The sequence below is a fragment of the Pseudomonas sp. YeP6b genome (genome assembly GCF_025642995.1).
GTDB lineage: Bacteria > Pseudomonadota > Gammaproteobacteria > Pseudomonadales > Pseudomonadaceae > Aquipseudomonas.
On the sequence record NZ_CP080090.1, the window covers coordinates 2,839,434 to 2,855,670 of the forward strand.

General features: G+C 61.5%; 13 protein-coding genes. 7 read left to right on the forward strand and 6 right to left on the reverse strand.

What is annotated here, in order from left to right:
• Nucleotides 1–93 precede the first annotated feature (93 nt).
• From KZH41_RS12905 to KZH41_RS12915, 3 genes are read left to right on the forward strand one after another with little or no spacing between them, the layout of a single operon-like run.
• On the forward strand, nt 94–1,272 hold the full coding sequence (locus tag KZH41_RS12905; protein WP_242155687.1) for an acetyl-CoA acetyltransferase: 1,179 nt from the start codon (nt 94–96) through the stop codon (nt 1,270–1,272).
• Nucleotides 1,273–1,275: 3 nt separating this feature from the next.
• Complete coding sequence (locus KZH41_RS12910; RefSeq protein ID WP_263274932.1) at nt 1,276–2,808, forward strand: class I adenylate-forming enzyme family protein; 1,533 nt, start codon at nt 1,276–1,278, stop codon at nt 2,806–2,808.
• Nucleotides 2,809–2,851: 43 nt separating this feature from the next.
• On the forward strand, nt 2,852–4,180 hold the full coding sequence (locus KZH41_RS12915) for an MFS transporter (protein WP_263274933.1): 1,329 nt from the start codon (nt 2,852–2,854) through the stop codon (nt 4,178–4,180).
• 52 nt (nt 4,181–4,232) lie between these two features.
• Here the strand turns inward: KZH41_RS12915 and KZH41_RS12920 are convergent, their stop codons facing one another.
• The gene (locus KZH41_RS12920) at nt 4,233–5,108 is read right to left on the reverse strand and encodes a LysR family transcriptional regulator (protein ID WP_263274934.1); all 876 of its coding nucleotides are present in this window, start codon (nt 5,106–5,108) and stop codon (nt 4,233–4,235) included.
• Between the two features lie 93 nt (nt 5,109–5,201).
• On the opposite strand from KZH41_RS12920, the gene KZH41_RS12925 reads away from it, so the two are divergent.
• From KZH41_RS12925 to KZH41_RS12940, 4 genes are read left to right on the forward strand one after another with little or no spacing between them, the layout of a single operon-like run.
• Nucleotides 5,202–5,753 carry a DUF4865 family protein gene (locus tag KZH41_RS12925; RefSeq protein ID WP_263274935.1) on the forward strand — a complete coding sequence of 184 codons (552 nt, stop codon included), beginning with the start codon at nt 5,202–5,204 and terminating at the stop codon, nt 5,751–5,753.
• A gap of 53 nt (nt 5,754–5,806) precedes the next feature.
• Nucleotides 5,807–6,361, forward strand: coding sequence for a histidine phosphatase family protein (locus tag KZH41_RS12930; protein WP_094950228.1), 555 nt, complete (start codon nt 5,807–5,809; stop codon nt 6,359–6,361).
• 45 nt (nt 6,362–6,406) lie between these two features.
• Complete coding sequence (cobF, locus tag KZH41_RS12935) at nt 6,407–7,162, forward strand: precorrin-6A synthase (deacetylating) (protein WP_263274936.1); 756 nt, start codon at nt 6,407–6,409, stop codon at nt 7,160–7,162.
• 12 nt (nt 7,163–7,174) lie between these two features.
• Nucleotides 7,175–7,894, forward strand: coding sequence for an alpha/beta hydrolase (locus tag KZH41_RS12940; protein WP_263274937.1), 720 nt, complete (start codon nt 7,175–7,177; stop codon nt 7,892–7,894).
• An 802-nt stretch (nt 7,895–8,696) separates the two neighbouring features.
• Here KZH41_RS12940 and KZH41_RS12945 read toward each other — a convergent pair.
• Genes KZH41_RS12945 through KZH41_RS12965 form a run of 5 tightly spaced genes read right to left on the reverse strand, consistent with a single transcriptional unit; the run spans nt 8,697 to nt 16,065 of the window.
• Nucleotides 8,697–10,310 carry an ABC transporter ATP-binding protein gene (locus tag KZH41_RS12945; RefSeq protein ID WP_094953755.1) on the reverse strand — a complete coding sequence of 538 codons (1,614 nt, stop codon included), beginning with the start codon at nt 10,308–10,310 and terminating at the stop codon, nt 8,697–8,699.
• A 1-nt stretch (nt 10,311) separates the two neighbouring features.
• On the reverse strand, nt 10,312–11,331 hold the full coding sequence (locus KZH41_RS12950) for an ABC transporter permease (protein ID WP_094953756.1): 1,020 nt from the start codon (nt 11,329–11,331) through the stop codon (nt 10,312–10,314).
• A gap of 1 nt (nt 11,332) precedes the next feature.
• Entirely contained in the window at nt 11,333–12,406 is a 1,074-nt protein-coding gene (locus KZH41_RS12955; RefSeq protein WP_094953757.1) for a microcin C ABC transporter permease YejB, read from the reverse strand.
• Nucleotides 12,407–14,239, reverse strand: a complete 1,833-nt coding sequence (locus tag KZH41_RS12960; protein ID WP_263274938.1) for an extracellular solute-binding protein — start codon at nt 14,237–14,239, stop codon at nt 12,407–12,409. It lies immediately after the preceding gene.
• The gene (locus tag KZH41_RS12965) at nt 14,236–16,065 is read right to left on the reverse strand and encodes an extracellular solute-binding protein (protein ID WP_094953759.1); all 1,830 of its coding nucleotides are present in this window, start codon (nt 16,063–16,065) and stop codon (nt 14,236–14,238) included. Before KZH41_RS12965 ends, KZH41_RS12960 begins: the two co-directional genes overlap by 4 nt.
• Between the last annotated feature and the right edge of the window lie 172 nt (nt 16,066–16,237).

The window sequence follows — 16,237 nt, forward strand, 5'->3', positions numbered from 1 at the left end:
TACTTATCCATGTAAGTAGTTACACGAATTGGCGACTGCCCGGCGGTGCGTCATTGTAGGTAATCTTCGCACCAAAAACAGAAGAAATTGATTATGCCAGCTGATTGCGTCTCCATTGTTGCCGCCGGTCACTCACGCTTTGGTCGCCTGGAAGGCACCACCCTTGAAGACCTGATCGTGCAGGTCACCCGCGAAGCCCTGACGGACGCGGCTATTGATGCGTCAGAAATCGATGCGTTGTTCCTTGGCCACTTCAACTCGGGGCTGGTGCCTGACGGCTTTGCCTCGTCCCTGCTGCTGCAGGCCGACCCTGGCCTGCGCTTCAAGCCGGCCACCCGTTGTGAAAACGCCTGCGCGTCCGGCTCCGCGGCGATCCAGGCGGGGATTAACGCGATCCTCTCCGGCAGCGCCGAACTGGTGCTGGTGGTGGGCGCCGAGAAGATGACCCACACGTCCACCGCTGAGGTCACCCAGGCCCTGGCCGGCGCCGGCTATCAGAACGATCCGGCCGAAGCCGGCTTGAGCTTCCCACAACTGTTTGGCCGTGCGGCACGCCAATACACCGAGCGCTACCACTGCCCGTTGGGCTCGATGGCGGCCATCGCCACCAAGAACCACTCCAATGCCATGGCCAACCCGTTGGCGCAGATGCACCGGGTGATGGATTTTGAGCACTGCAACAATGTGTCCAAGAGCAACCCGTTTGTGGCCGAGTCGCTGCGCCTCACCGATTGCTCGCTGATCAGCGACGGCGCCGCCGCGATCATCCTTGCCTCGCCCAAGCGCGCGCGGGCGTTTCGCCGGGATGTGCAGATCTGCTCGATGACGCAAGTCAACGACTGCCTGCCCATCGCCCAGCGCGACATCCTGGCCTTTGAAGGCCCGCAACGGGCGATTCACTCGGCGCTGCGCGGGGCCAATATCACCCTGGCCGACCTGAGTTTCGCCGAGGTGCATGACTGCTTCACCATCGCCGAACTGCTGATCTACGAAGCCATGGGCCTGGCGCCCAAAGGTGAGGGCCATCGCGTGCTCGACAGCGGCGTGGTGCGCGCGGGCGGGCGGCTGCCGGTGAACCTTTCCGGTGGGCTCAAGGCCAAGGGGCATCCGGTGGGCGCCACTGGTGTGTCGATGCATGCCTTGGCGTTCCGCCAGTTGACCGGCGAGCCGATCGGCCTGTCGGTGCCCAACCCGGAGTTCGGTCTGGTGTTCAACATGGGCGGCATGGCCGTGGCCAACTACGCCTCGGTCCTGCACGCGCGCAGGAGCTGAACCATGAACATCGCCAACTGGCTGCATGACACCCAGCGCCGCGACCCGCATCGCCCGGCGCTATTCGAGGGCACGCGGCAAGTGGCCGACTACGCCACCTTTGCCGCCCATGTGCGCCAACGCGCCGCGCACCTGGTGGATCAACACGGCCTGGTACCGGGTGATGCGGTGGCGGTGCTGATGAAGAACAGCTGTGATTACCTCGAATTGCTCTACGCCATCTGGTGGCTGGGCGCGGTGGCTGTGCCGATCAACGCCAAGCTGCATCCATCGGAAGCAGCATGGATCGCGGACAACGCCGAGGCCCGCCTGATCTTTACCGACGGCGGCCAGGTGTTTTCGTCGCGGGATTTGCCCCAACGCTGCAAGGAACTGGACGGGCACACGCTGCCGCCGACCCGTGGCTGGCCGACCTTGGAACAACCGGTACCGCGCCAGGACCAGGACCTGGCGTGGTTGTTCTACACCTCCGGCACCACCGGGCGTTCCAAGGGCGTGATGCTGTCCCACGGCAACTTGATCGCGATGTCGCTGTGTTACCCCACCGATGTGGACCCGGTCAGCCCCGACGACGCGGCCTTGTATGCCGCGCCGATGTCCCACGGCGCCGGGCTGTATAACTTTATTCATGTGCGCTGCGGCGCGCGGCATGTGGTGCCGGTCTCCGGCGGTTTCGACGCCGCCGAGCTGTTCGGGCTGGCCGCCCTGTTGGGGAATGTCTCGCTGTTTGCCGCGCCGACCATGGTCAAGCGCATGGTCGAACAGGCCCGCCGCCAGGGTTACGGCGGCGAAGGCATCAAGACCATCGTCTACGGCGGCGGCCCGATGTACCTGGCTGACCTGTGCGCGGCCGTCGACACCTTCGGCCCGCGCCTGGTGCAGATCTACGGCCAAGGCGAAAGCCCGATGACCATCAGTGTGCTGCCACGCGCGCTGATTGCCGACCGCCAGCGCGCGGGCTGGGCAACCCTGGCTGCCTCGGTGGGGCACGCGCAATCCTGTGTCGAAATCCGCATTCTTGACGCACAGCACCAGCCGATGCCGACGGGTGAGCGCGGCGAAATTGCCGTGCGCGGCGCCACGGTGATGCAGGGTTACTGGCGCAACCCCGAAGCCTCGCGCCAGACCTTGGTGGAGGGCTGGTTGTTGACCGGCGATATCGGCTTTCTCGACGCGGCCGGCTACCTGACCCTGACGGATCGCTCCAAGGACGTGATCATCACCGGCGGCAGCAACGTGTACCCGCGTGAAGTCGAGGAAGTGCTGGCGCAGCATCCCGAGGTGTTCGAGGTGTGTGTGGTCGGTGAGCCGGATGCGCAGTGGGGTGAATCGGTGGTGGCGTTTGTGGTGACACGCGGCGGGCAAACACTCGACGAAGCCGAACTGAGCGCCTGGTTTGTGCAACGCATGGCTTCGTTCAAAAAACCCAAGAAGTACCTGTTCCGTAATGAATTGCCCAAGAATAGCTACGGCAAAATCCTCAAAACCGACTTGCGGCAGTGGCTGAAAGCAGCGAATATCGCCGCGCTTACCTAACCCCGCTTTTCATGGACAGATAACAAGACAAGGAGTCCCTTCGATGGGCAATCAAGCGCAAGACACGGCCCGCAAACGCCGCCGTGCATTTCTCGGTGCCACCTCCGGCCATTTGATCGAGTGGTACGACTACGGCGTGTACGGCTTTCTCGCCGTGTACATCGGCCAGGCGTTCTTCGTCTCCGATGACCCCACCACCAGCCTGCTGGCCAGCTTTGCCGCGTTCGCCCTGAGTTTCTTTATTCGGCCATTAGGCGGGCTGTTTTTCGGCCCGCTGGCGGATAAGATTGGTCGCCGCAAAACCCTGATCATGGCGCTGGTGATGATGACCGGTTCCACCGTCATGCTCGGCCTGTTGCCAAGCTACGCAACCCTGGGTATCGCCGCGCCGATCCTGCTGATCCTGGTGCGCTGCGTGCAGGGTTTCTCGGCGGGTGGCGAGATCGGCACGGTGACCAGCTTCATCTCCGAATACGCCGGCCCCGGCCGACGCGGCTTTGCCACGTGCTGGCTGATGGTCACCGCCGTACTCGGCCTGCTGCTGGGCGGCGCCGTGGCCAATGGCATGACCTGGATTCTCGGCGCCGAGGTGATGCAGGAATGGGCCTGGCGCATACCGTTTTTGATCGCCGCGCCGCTGGGCTTTATCTCCATGTACATCCGCCTTAAGCTCGAAGACAGCCCGGAGTTTCTGGCCCTGCAACGCACCGGCCAGACGTCCCGCGCACCGTTGCGCGAAGTTTGGCAGTGGAAGCGCGCTATCGCCCTGGTGTTCTTTATCATCACCTTGCACAGCTCGATCTTCTATCTGGTGCTGACCTTCGCCTCGACCTACATGGCCAAGATTCTCAAGTTCGACAGCGGCACCACGTTGCTCTACGTATTCGTCGCGAGTTTCTCGGCAGCCTTCGTGATGCCGTTTGGCGGTGCGTTCACCGATAAATACGGACGCAAGCCGTTCCTGATGGTGGTCGGCACCTTGGCTACGTTGGCGATGTTCTGGCTGTTCAAGTCAGCGCCCACCGCCACACCTGCGACGTTCTTCGCGCCGTTGATGGCGGTGGCGATCCTGTTCGGGCTGTACGCCTCATCCACCTACGCGCTGATGAGCGAGCTGCTGCCGACGCGCATCCGCTCCACCGGGATTGCCGTGGCGTACAACGTGCCGGTCGCGGTGTTTGGCGGCAGCGCGCCGCTGATCTCCACGTGGCTGATCAAGGTGACCGGCGACATCACTTCACCGTGGTATTTCTACGTGGCCACGGGCGTAGTGTCGCTGATTGCCTTGGTGGTGTTGCGCAAGGAAGATTTTGTCGCCAGTGGCAGCCCGGTGGTGGCGCCAGCGGGGGCAGTGTTGGCACCTGCATCCTGATCGAATAAGGGGTGGAAAAACCGGCTACGTTGTTTCAGGCGCCTATCATTGATCAACAAGGAAGGCATGACCATACGCCGCGAAACGTTGCGCTCAACGCGCGCACTGTTTCGCGGGACCGTGCATCACTGATCCGGCTATGCAGTACCACCTCACTGACGGGTAATGCGGGCAAACCGTATTGCTCGCTCACGTCCACCGCCCCGGCCGGGGCCACGCGATGGGCGAGGGCGGCGACGCCCAGCCCGGCGCTCACCGCGGCGCCCACCGCCATTACGCCACCGCCGACAAACACTTCAGTCCAGTCGATACGTGCCGCATCCAAGGCCCTTACCGCCAAATGTCGAACGCCACAGGGCGCGGCCATGGTCGCCATGCGCAGCGGGGTGCCGCTGCTGTGTTGCCAGGTGGGTGCGGCAAACCAGCCGAAGCGTTCTACTGCCAACACTTCGCCGTCCTGGCGGTCGCCTTCATTGCGTACGATCACCGCGTCCAGCTCATTGCGGTCGAATGCGGCGACCAGGTCGCGGGACGAGGCGATGCGCACTTCGAGTATCACCAATGGGTCGTAGGCGGCGAGGCGGCTGAGCCACGTGGGCAAGTCCGGCCCGGCCACGTGGTCGCTGATGCCGATCACCAAGCGCCGTGGTGCGTGTGTGCCCATGTCGCCGAGTGCGCGTTCATGGGCATTGAGCAGGGCGCGGGCGGCCACGATGAATTGCTCACCCTGGGGCGACAGACGCACATGGCGCGGCGTGCGTTCCAGCAGGCGATAACCGAGGCGTTCTTCCAGGCGTTTGAGCTTGAGGCTGATGGCGGCCTGGGAGGTGTCCAGCGCTTCGGCGGCGCGGGTGAAACTGGCGAAATCGGCCACCAGGACAAAGGCTTGGACGGTGTCAATATCCAGGGGTTTGAGCGCATCAGCCATATCAAATCCTTATCGCACATATATCTGGCCATATCTTGTTGAAATCATCGCTGCTGCGCAAGCTCAAACCTCATCTTGCACGGGAGCTTTGCCATGTTTGCCAAACAGTATTCACACCGCTTGCCTGCCGACTACGACATGGGCGTGATTCGCCGGCGCGCCGCGCAGTTAGGGCCTTTGTGGGATCACACCGAGGGGTTGTTGTTCAAGGCGTTCATCGCCCAGGAGCGCGGGCAAGCGCAGGGTAATGTGTATGCCTCGGTGTACCTGTGGGCCGATCCATTGCAGGCTGCTGATTTTTTACTCGGGGAGCGCTTTCAGAAGGTGCTCGACAGCTTCGGCCGCCCGCACATCGAGAGCTGGTTGCCGTTGGATGTGCAGCGTGGGCCGGCGCAGAACGCGTTGAGTCTGTACCGCGAGGAGTGGCCGTTGGAGCCTGGGGCGGATCGGGCCGGGATACTGGCCGAGGAAAAACGGCGCAATCAGCAGTTGGCGGATAACAGTGATACGTTCGCGGTCTTCTTGGCGCTGGATGTGCAGGCTTGGCGTCTGGTGCGGTTTACCTTGTCGGCGAAGGTGCTGGAGATGGACCGCCTGGGAACGGGCTACCAGGTGCTCTATCTGGCGCAAGGCGTTGCGCGATAGCGTTAACTGGGCCAGTCTTGCAGGCTTGATTCTCGTCTTCGGAGCACTCTGCGTTGCCTGCCACGCGTTTGACACTGATCTGCCATGCCGCTACCTCGTCGCAAAAGCAGGCGCGGTTTCCCGATGACGAATCCGTCGCGATGGATTGGCAAAGCGCGGTGTTATCCCTCGCCGGCCGCTTCAAGAAAAGCCCGCGCCTGGTGTGCGGGCCAGAGGCCAGAGCCCGCCAGACAGCGGGCTTGTTCGGCGGGAACGCGCAGATCGAAGACGCCCTGCGCGATGGTGATTTTGGCGCTTGGAAAGGCCAGGTCATCGGCGAGATCGACAACCACGCGTTAACGGCCTGGATGACCGACAGCACCAGCGCGCCCCACGGCGGCGAGTCGGTGGAGCAGATTTGCGCCCGCGTTGCGCAGTGGATGAAATCCCTCGAAACCCAGCCCGGTCATGTCGTCGCCATCACGCACCCATTTGTGATTCGCGCCGCGATGCTGTACGTCTTGCAGTTCCCGATCTCGATGTTCTACCTGATCGACGTCGAGCCGCTGTCTAGCACCGAACTGCGCTTCAACAACGTCTGGCGCCTGCGCCTGGAAACTCACGCTTGAGCGCGTGAACATGGCAAAATCCACGCCCCGCAACGAGAGCAACCCATGAAACGCATCCTGATCATCGGCATTGGCGCCGGCAACCCTGACTACATCACGATGCAGGCCGTGAAGGCGCTGAACCGCACCGACGTGTTTTTCCTGATGGACAAGGGCCAGAGCAAAGACAAGCTGATCGACCTGCGTCGCGAGATCTGCCAGACCTACATCACCGAGCCCGGTTACCGTTTCGTCGAGGCCGACTGCCCCGAGCGCGTGCGCGGCGATATCGACTACACCACCGCTGTGCAGGACCTTAACCGCGACAAGCAGCAGACCTTCGAGCGCATGATCAACGAGGAAATGGCCGACGGTGAAGTCGGCGCTTTCCTGGCCTGGGGCGACCCTGCGCTGTACGACAGCACTATCCGCATCTTGCAGGCGATCCTCGCCAGCGGCCGCTGCACGTTTGAGTTTGAAGTGATCCCCGGTATCACCAGCGTGCAGGCCCTTGCGGCCCAGCACAAAGTGCCGCTGAACCGCATCGGCCGCTCCATCGAGATCACCACCGGGCGTCGGTTGGCGGCGGGGCAGGCGAGTGATGCCGATACCTTGGTGGTGATGCTCGACGCTGACGATGCCTACCGCACGGTGGCCGACCAGGACCTGGATATCTACTGGGGCGCCTACTTGGGCACGCCGGACGAAATCCTTATCAGCGGCAAAGTCAGTGACGTGGCTGAAGAAATCGAACGGGTGCGCAAGGCGGCGCGCCTGGAAAATGGCTGGATCATGGACACTTATTTGTTGCGCAAACCCTGAGGTCGCTTCCCCATGTTCAAACTGTTTGCCCTGGCACTGACCCTGGTGGCTGGCGCTGCCCACGCCGACTCCACGCTGCACACTGATTTGCCGTTGTCGTACCTGGAACAGACCCAGGGCGATGCGCGTAACCAGCCGTTGGTGATTTTCCTGCACGGGTTTGGCAGCAATGAGGAAGACTTGTTTGGCATCAAGGACGCGCTGCCGCCGACCTGGACCTACCTGTCAGCGCGCGCGCCGATGCCGGTGGACCCGCATGGCTATCGCTGGTTTACCAAGACCCCGGGGGGCGGTGATTACGACGGTGAGACCGCCGACTTGCAACGCAGCGCCAAGCTGATCGAAGACTTTGTGGGAAAGGCCACGGCCAAATACCACACTCAGAGTGATCGGGTGTTCCTGGTGGGGTTCAGCCAGGGTGCGATCATGTCTTACGAGGTGGGCTTGCGAAAGCCTGAGTTGGTGCGTGGGATCGCGGCGTTGAGCGGCAGTGTGTTGCCGGTGCTCAGGGCTGAGCTCAAACCCAGCGAATCATTGGGCAAGTTGGCGATCTTTATTGGCCACGGTACGTTGGACCAGGCTCTGCCGTATGCTTCAGCAACGCGGGCGAATGAAGTTTTGGTGGGGCTTGGGTTGACGCCACAGTTTCATGGGTATCCGGGGATGCCGCATACCGTGAGTGAGGTGGAAGTGCAGGATTTGAAGGCTTGGTTGGAGAAAAGCCTGGAGTAAGCGTGCTTGGTAGATGTGGGTACATATCCATTGCTGCGGTAACGGCGGCTTAGGGTTCCGCTCTTAGGCGGGTCACTTTTGGCAAACGCCCGGAATGCCGGCCCAGCCAAAAGTAACCAAAAGGGCTCTTGCCCCACCACTCGGAGCCTCGCCTAAGCTCGGCATGCCAGAGTGAAGGCTTGAATCCGCGGGATGGCCATCGTGGTTAACGGGGCCTGTCAGATCAAAAGCAAGAGCACTGAGTGGTAGAAGCAAAAGCAGGACAGAAGCAGAGCACCACCACATCTAGCTGATGTAATGAGATCCCACTGTGGGAGCGGGCTTGCTCGCGAAGGCGGTGGTTCAGCCAGCTCATGTGTAACTGACCCACCGCCTTCGCGAGCAAGTCGAGTCGTCGCACCGCCGCTCCCACAGTTGATTGAGTTCAGTTTCAGAGATCAGGTCGGCTGTCAGGCCGCCTCGGTTTTGCTTTTGATTTGCTTCAACCACTCAGGTCGGCTACTAGGCCGCCGTGCTCTTGCTTTTGATCTTGATCTTAGGCGCCCCGTTAAACCACGCTGGCCGAACGCAGGCTTTGGAGCGGGGGTAAACCGGCAGGACGCCGGTTTAGCCGCGATGGGCCAAGGATGGCCCATGGCGGCGGCCCCCGCTCCAAAGCCGGAGTGAGGGCACACCGAGCCTAGGCGAGGTGCCGAGTGGTGGGGCAAGAGCCTTTTGGTTACTTTTGGGCTCTTTCAAAAGTGACCCGCCGTAAGGGCGGAACCAATATCAGCCAATACCGCAGCAACGGATATGTACAAGGTCAACCGCCAACCCCAGCAGGCACCAAAAACGCCGCCTCCAACAACTGCCGCGTATAAGCATGCTGCGGCTCAGCAAAAATCGCCGCCGCGTCCCCCTGTTCCACCACCTGCCCATGCTTGACCACCATCAACTGGTGACTCAGCGCCTTGACCACCGCCAAATCATGGCTGATAAACAGGTAGGTGAGGTTGTACTTAGCCTGCAAACTGCGCAACAACTCCACCACCTGCCGCTGCACCGTTCGATCCAACGCCGACGTCGGTTCATCCAGCAAAATCAAGCGTGGCTTGAGCACCAACGCACGAGCAATGGCAATCCGCTGCCGCTGGCCACCGGAAAACTCATGCGGATAACGATGCCGCGACTCCGGGTCCAGCCCAACCTCGCGCAGCGCCGCAATAATCGCCGCTTCCTGCTCAACAGCCGTGCCCATCTTGTGAATCCGCAACCCCTCGCCAACAATCTCGCTGACACTCATCCGCGGGCTCAAACTGCCGAACGGGTCCTGAAACACCACCTGCATTTCCCGCCGCAACGGCCGCACCTGTTGCTGGCTAAGCCGGTCCAGTTGCTGGCCTTCAAAGCGAATCCCACCAGTGCTCGCAATCAAGCGCAAAATCGCCAGGCCCAGGGTCGATTTGCCCGAACCACTCTCACCGACGATGCCCAAGGTCTGGCCCTGGGGCAGGCTGAAATTGATGCCGTCCACCGCCTTGACGTAATCCACGGTGTTACGCAAAAAGCCCTTCTTGATCGGAAACCACACTTTCAGGTCATCGACTTCCAGCAACGGCGGCCCGACCTCATTGGTCGCAGGCCCACCACTGGGTTCAGCCGCCAGTAATTCCTGGGTGTAAGGATGTTGGGGCGCCTGGAACAGCGTCTCGCAATCGCCTTGTTCAACGATGCAACCCTTCTGCATTACGCACACACGATGGGCGATGCGCCGCACTAGGTTCAGGTCATGGCTGATCAGCAACAACGCCATGCCCAGCCGCGCCTGCAACTCCTTGAGCAACTCGAGAATCTTCAATTGCACCGTGACGTCGAGGGCCGTGGTCGGCTCGTCGGCGATCAGCAGTTCCGGCTCGTTGGCCAGGGCCATGGCGATCATCACCCGCTGACGCTGGCCGCCGGACAGCTCGTGGGGCAGGGCCTTGAGGCGCTTGTGCGGCTCCGGGATGCCCACCAACTCGAGTAATTCCAGAGTGCGCCGGGTGGCGACTTTGCCGGTAAGGCCTTTGTGCAGGCCGAGCACTTCGTTGATCTGCTTCTCGATGCAATGCAGCGGGTTCAACGAGGTCATCGGCTCCTGAAAGATCATCGCAATGCGGTTGCCGCGAATATGCCGCAGGGTTTTTTCTTTGAGGGTCAGCAGGTCTTGCCCGGAATAACTGATGGTGCCCGCCGGATGACGGGCCAGCGGGTAGGGCAGCAGGCGCAGGATCGAGTGGGCGGTGACCGATTTGCCCGAGCCGCTTTCGCCGACCAGGGCCAGGGTTTCGCCGCGCTTGATATCGAAGCTGACGTTGTTGACCACGCGGTGGTGGTGTTCGCCGGTGACGAACTCGACGCAGAGGTCGCGGACTTCGATCAGATTGTCCTGATTCATCTCATTTCCTCGGGTCGAAGGCATCGCGAGCGGACTCGCCGATAAACACCAGCAAACTCAACATGATCGCCAGTACGGCAAAGGCACTCATGCCCAGCCACGGCGCTTGCAGGTTGGATTTGCCCTGGGCCACCAGTTCACCCAATGACGGTGAGCCGGCTGGCAGGCCGAAGCCGAGAAAATCCAGGGCGGTGAGGGTGCCGATAGCGCCGGTGAGAATGAACGGCATGAAGGTCATGGTCGACACCATGGCATTGGGCAGGATATGCCGGAACATGATCGCGCCGTTTTGCATGCCCAGCGCCCGCGCCGCACGCACGTATTCCAGGTTGCGCCCGCGCAGGAACTCGGCGCGCACCACGTCGACCAGGCTCATCCACGAGAACAGCAGCATGATGCCCAGCAGCCACCAGAAGTTTGGCTGCACGAAGCTGGCGAGGATGATCAGCAAATAGAGCACTGGCAACCCGGACCAGATCTCCAGGAAGCGCTGCCCGGCCAGATCGACCCAGCCGCCGTAAAAGCCCTGCAAGGCCCCGGCGATCACGCCGATGATCGAGCTGAGCACCGTGAGCGTCAGGGCAAACAGCACCGACACGCGAAAGCCGTAGATCACCCGCGCCAGTACATCGCGGCCTTGGTCATCGGTACCCAGCAGGTTGACCGAGGAGGGCGGGGCCGGCGCCGGTACTTTGAGGTCGTAGTTGATGCTCTGGTAGCTGAACGGGACCGGCGCCCACAGCGTCCAGGCGTCCTTGGCTTTGAGCAGTTCCTGGATGTACGGGCTCTTGTAGTTGGCCTCCAGCGGGAATTCGCCGCCAAACGCGGTTTCCGGGTAGCGCTTGAGCGCGGGGAAGTACCAGCCGCCGTCGAAGTGCACGGCCAGCGGCTTGTCGTTGGCGATCAGCTCTGCGCCCAGGCTGAGCACGAACAGAATCAGGAACAGCCACAGTGACCACCAGCCACGCTTGTTGGCCTTGAACCGCTCGAACCGGCGGCGATTGAGGGGGGATAAGTTCATCTCAATGCTCCCGGCTGGCAAAGTCGATACGCGGATCGACCAGGGTGTAGGTAAGGTCGCCGATCAGTTTCACCACCAGCCCCAGCAAGGTGAAGATAAACAGCGTGCCGAAGACCACCGGGTAGTCACGGTTGATTGCCGCTTCAAAGCTCATCAGGCCCAGGCCGTCGAGGGAGAAGATCACTTCGACCAGCAACGAGCCGGTGAAGAAAATCCCGATAAACGCCGAGGGGAAGCCGGCGATCACCAGCAGCATGGCGTTACGGAACACATGGCCGTAGAGCACGCGGTGGTTGGTCAGGCCCTTGGCCTTGGCGGTGACCACGTATTGCTTGTTGATCTCGTCGAGAAAGCTGTTTTTGGTCAGCAGGGTCATGGTCGCGAAGTTGCCGATCACCAGCGCGGTGACGGGCAGGGCCAAATGCCAGAAATAATCGAAGATCTTGCCGCTCCAGCTCAGCTCATCGAAATTGTTCGAGGTGAGCCCGCGCAACGGAAACCAGTCCAGGTAACTGCCGCCGGCAAACACCACGATCAGCAGGATCGCAAACAGGAACGCCGGGATCGCATAGCCGACGATGATTGCCGAGCTGGTCCACACGTCGAAGTGGCTGCCGTGTCGTGTGGCCTTGGCGATCCCCAGCGGGATCGACACCAGGTACATGATCAGCGTGCTCCATAACCCGAGGGAGATCGACACCGGCATCTTTTCCTTGATCAGGTCGATGACCTTGGCGTCTCTGAAGAAGCTGTCGCCGAAATCCAACTGGGCGTAGTTCTTGACCATGATCCACAAGCGTTCCGGCGCCGACTTGTCGAAGCCGTACATCTTCTCGATTTCCTTGATCAACGCGGGGTCCAGGCCCTGGGCGCCACGGTAGCTGGAGCCGGCCACCGAGACTTCGGCACCGCCACCGGCGATGCGGCTGGTGGCGCCTTCAAAGCCTTCGAGCTTGGCGATCATCTGTTCCACCGGGCCACCGGGAGCGGCCTGGATGATGATGAAGTTGATCAGCAAAATCCCAAACAGCGTGGGGATGATCAGCAACAGGCGGCGAACAATATAGGCCAGCATTTAATCGCCTCCGCTCGCCGGGTCGGCGCTCGTGTCCAGGGTAACGGCAGGTTTCACGTCAGGCTTGGCCCACCAGGTGGAGGTGCCGACGTCGTAGCGCGGCGAGACTTTGGGGTGCCCCAAGTGGTCCCAGTACGCCACGCGGAAGGTCTTGATGTGCCAGTTGGGGATCACGTAATAGCCAAACTGCAATACGCGGTCCAGGGCCTTGGCGTGGGCGATCAGGCTTTGACGCGAGTTGGCGTCGATCAGCTCTTCGACCAACTGGTCGACGGCCGGGTCCTTGAGCCCCATGTAGTTGCGGCTGCCGGGTTTGTCGGCGCTGGAAGACGCCCAGAACTCGCGTTGTTCGTTACCCGGCGAGGTGGATTGCGGAAAGCTGCCCACCAGCATGTCGAAATCGCGCGAGCGCAGGCGGTTGATGTACTGCGAAACGTCAACGCGTCGAATGACGAGGTTGATGCCCAGGTCGGCCAGGTTGCGCTTGAACGGCAGCAGGATGCGCTCGAACTCGGTCTGGGCCAGCAGGAACTCGATGGTCACCGGTTTGCCGGTGGTGTCGACCATCTGGTCATCGACGATCTTCCAGCCGGCCTCTTGCAACAACTGGTAGGCCTCGCGCTGCTGGGTGCGGATCATGCCGCTGCCATCGGTCTTGGCCGGTTCGAACGCCTGGGTGAAGACTTCGGCGGGGATCTTGTCGCGAAGCGGCGCCAGAATCGCCAGCTCATCCGGGCCGGGCAGGCCGGTGGCGGCCATTTCTGAGTTTTCAAAGTAGCTGCGGGTGCGCGTGTACGCGCCGTTGAACAGCTGCTTGTTGCTCCACTCAAAATCCAGCAACAGGCTGATCGCCTTGCGCACCCGCACATCCTGGAACATCGGCTTGCGGGTGTTGAACACAAAGCCCTGCATACCGGTCGGGTTGCCGTTGGGGATTTCTTCCTTGATCAACCGGCCCTGGGCCACCGCCGGAATGTTGTAGGCGTTGGCCCAGTTCTTCGCGCTGAACTCCAGCCAGTAGTCGAATTGCCCGGCCTTCAAGGCTTCCAGCGACACGGTGCTGTCGCGGTAGTAGTCGGTGATGCGGTTATCGAAATTGTAGAAACCTTGGGTCACTGGCAGGTCCTTGGCCCAGTAATCCTTGACCCGCTCGTAGCGCACCATGCGCCCGGGCTTGACCTCGGCGACCTTGTACGGCCCGCTGCCCAGCGGTATTTCCAGGTTGCCCTTGGCAAAGTCGCGGGTGGCCCACCAATGCTTGGGCAAGACCGGCAATTGGCCGAGGATCAGCGGCAGTTCGCGGTTATTGGTGCGCTTGAACTTGAACAGCACCCGCAGCGGGTCTTCGGCCACCACTTCGTCGACGTCGGCGTAGTAGGTGCGGTAGAGCGGCGAGCCATCCTTGATCAGCGCCTGGAAGGTGAACACCACGTCTTCCGCGCGGATCGGGTGGCCATCATGAAAGCGCGCTTCGGGGCGTAGGTAGAACCGCACCCAGCTGTTGTCCGGGGCTTTCTCGATCTTGCCGGCCACCAGCCCGTATTCGGTGATGGGCTCGTCCAGGCTTTGCATGGCCAGGGTGTCGTATATCAGCGGCAGGTTGTCCGCTGGCACGCCCTTGCTGATGTAAGGGTTGAGACTGTCGAAGCCGCCCATGCTCGATTCGCGGAAGGTGCCGCCCTTGGGCGCGTCGGGGTTTACGTAGTCGAAATGTTTGAAGTCGGCGGGGTATTTTGGCGGCTCGTTGTAGAGGGTCAGCGCGTGTTGCGGCGCGGCGCTGACCGCGCTGCACAGCAACAGGCTGGCGAGTAATGCACGGCGTAAATACATCATTGGGCTTTCTCCGAAGCTTTCAGCCACCATGCGCTCAGGCCCAGGCTGTAGGGCGGCGTGGTGACAAAGGCGAACCGGTTGCGGTACGCCAAACGATGATAGTTGAGGTACCAGTTGGGAATGCTGTAGTGCTGCCACAGCAGCACTCGGTCGAGGGCGCGGCCGGCGGCCAATTGTTCTTCGCGGGTTTGCGCCGCCAGCAGTTGCTCCAGCAGGCGATCGACCAGCGGGTTGGCGATGCCTGCGTAGTTCTTGCTGCCCTTGATCGCGGCTTGGCTTGAGTGGAAGTACTGCCACTGTTCAAGGCCGGGGCTCAAGGTCTGGTTGAGGGTGATCAGGATCATGTCAAAGTCGAACTGATCCAGGCGCTGCTTGTATTGCGCGCGGTCAACGGTGCGCAGGCGCGCGTCGATGCCGATGCTGATCAGGTTCTCGACATACGGCTGCAGGATGCGCTCCAAGTTCGGGTTGACCAGCAGGATTTCAAAGCGCAGCGGTTGCCCGTCACTGTTGAGCAGGCGTTGCCCCGACAGCTTCCAGCCGGCTTCGCCCAACAAGGCCAGGGCGCGGCGCAGGGTCTCGCGTGGGATACCGCGACCGTCGGTCTGCGGCAGGCTGAAGGCTTGAGTAAACAGGTTGGCCGGCAACTGGTCGCGGTACGGCGAGAGCATCAGCCATTCATGGCCCACCGGCACGCCGGTCGCGGAAAACTCGCTGTTGGGGTAGTAACTCAAGGTGCGCTTATAGGCGCTGCTGAACAGGGTGCGGTTGGTCCATTCAAAGTCGAACATCAACCCCAAGGCTTCGCGCACCTTGGTCTGGGCGAAGGTTGGCCGCCGCGTGTTCATGAACAGGCCCTGGCTCTGGGTCGGGATCTGGTGGGCGATCTGCGCCTTGATCACTTCGCCCCGGTTGACCGCCGGGAAGTTATAGCCGGTGGCCCAGTTCTTGGCCTGGTGTTCGATATAGATATCGAATTCGCCGGCCTTGAAGGCTTCGAAGGCCACGTCGCTGTCGCGGTAGAACTCCACTTCGACCTTGTCGTAGTTGTAGAAGCCCCGGTTGACCGGAAGGTCTTTGCCCCAGTAATCCTTGACCCGTTCGAACACCAACTGCCGCCCAGGGGTGACCTGGGTGATGCGGTACGGCCCGCTGCCTAAAGGCGGTTCGAAGGTGGTGGCCTTGAAGTCGCGGTTTTTCCAATAGTGCTGGGGCAATACCGGCAGTTCGCCCAGGCGCAGGATCAGCAACGGGTTGCCGGCGCGCTTGAACACAAAGCGGATACGGTGGCGGCTAAGGATGTCGACCCGCGCCACTTCCTGCAGGTTGGTGCGGTACTGCGGGTGGCCTTCGGTTAGCAAGGTGCGATAGGAAAACGCCACGTCGTAGGCGGTGATCGGTTTGCCATCGTGGAAGCGCGCTTGTGGGCGCAGGTTGAACACCACCCAGCTGCGATCCTCGCTGTACTCCACTGACTCGGCAATCAGCCCATAACTGGAGGTGGGTTCATCGCCGGACGGCGCGTACTGGCCGGTGCCGACCATCAAGGGCTCGTTCAGCTCATTGACGCCGTATTGCAGGAAATTGGGGGTGGACACCGGGCTTGAGCCCTTGAAGGTGTACGGGTTGAGCGTGTCGAAGGTGCCAAATGCCATGACCCGCAATGTCCCGCCTTTCGGCGCTGCAGGGTTTACCCAATCGAAGTGGGTGAATTTGGCCGGGTACTTGAGCGTGCCGAACTGCGTGTAACCGTGGCTCTCGGTAATCGTCGCGTTCGCACCAAAGCTCAAGGCCAGACTTATTAGTAGAAGGAGGGGACGCTTCAAGTCAGAGATCCGATCCAGGCGGCTTGGGCTTTATGATCGGTACAGTAACAGCTTGTTCCGGTTGGAAAAAGGCTGCTGAAAACACCCCGCTTGGGGGCTGCTAAGGTATTGAACTGTGTGGAGAACAAATGTGGGAGCTGGCTTGCCTGCGATGCAGGCAACGCGGTGTATC

Bases quoted from the DNA above. Each gene is read 5' to 3' on its own strand.
- KZH41_RS12945 (WP_094953755.1), bottom strand. From the start codon at position 10,310: ATGAATCAGGACAATCTGATCGAAGTCCGCGACCTCTGCGTCGAGTTC.
- KZH41_RS12925 (WP_263274935.1), top strand. From the start codon at position 5,202: ATGTTTGCCAAACAGTATTCACACCGCTTGCCTGCCGACTACGACATG.
- KZH41_RS12910 (WP_263274932.1), top strand. From the start codon at position 1,276: ATGAACATCGCCAACTGGCTGCATGACACCCAGCGCCGCGACCCGCAT.
- cobF (WP_263274936.1), top strand. From the start codon at position 6,407: ATGAAACGCATCCTGATCATCGGCATTGGCGCCGGCAACCCTGACTAC.
- KZH41_RS12950 (WP_094953756.1), bottom strand. From the start codon at position 11,331: ATGAACTTATCCCCCCTCAATCGCCGCCGGTTCGAGCGGTTCAAGGCC.
- KZH41_RS12960 (WP_263274938.1), bottom strand. From the start codon at position 14,239: ATGATGTATTTACGCCGTGCATTACTCGCCAGCCTGTTGCTGTGCAGC.
- KZH41_RS12905 (WP_242155687.1), top strand. From the start codon at position 94: ATGCCAGCTGATTGCGTCTCCATTGTTGCCGCCGGTCACTCACGCTTT.
- KZH41_RS12920 (WP_263274934.1), bottom strand. From the start codon at position 5,108: ATGGCTGATGCGCTCAAACCCCTGGATATTGACACCGTCCAAGCCTTT.
- KZH41_RS12915 (WP_263274933.1), top strand. From the start codon at position 2,852: ATGGGCAATCAAGCGCAAGACACGGCCCGCAAACGCCGCCGTGCATTT.
- KZH41_RS12955 (WP_094953757.1), bottom strand. From the start codon at position 12,406: ATGCTGGCCTATATTGTTCGCCGCCTGTTGCTGATCATCCCCACGCTG.
- KZH41_RS12940 (WP_263274937.1), top strand. From the start codon at position 7,175: ATGTTCAAACTGTTTGCCCTGGCACTGACCCTGGTGGCTGGCGCTGCC.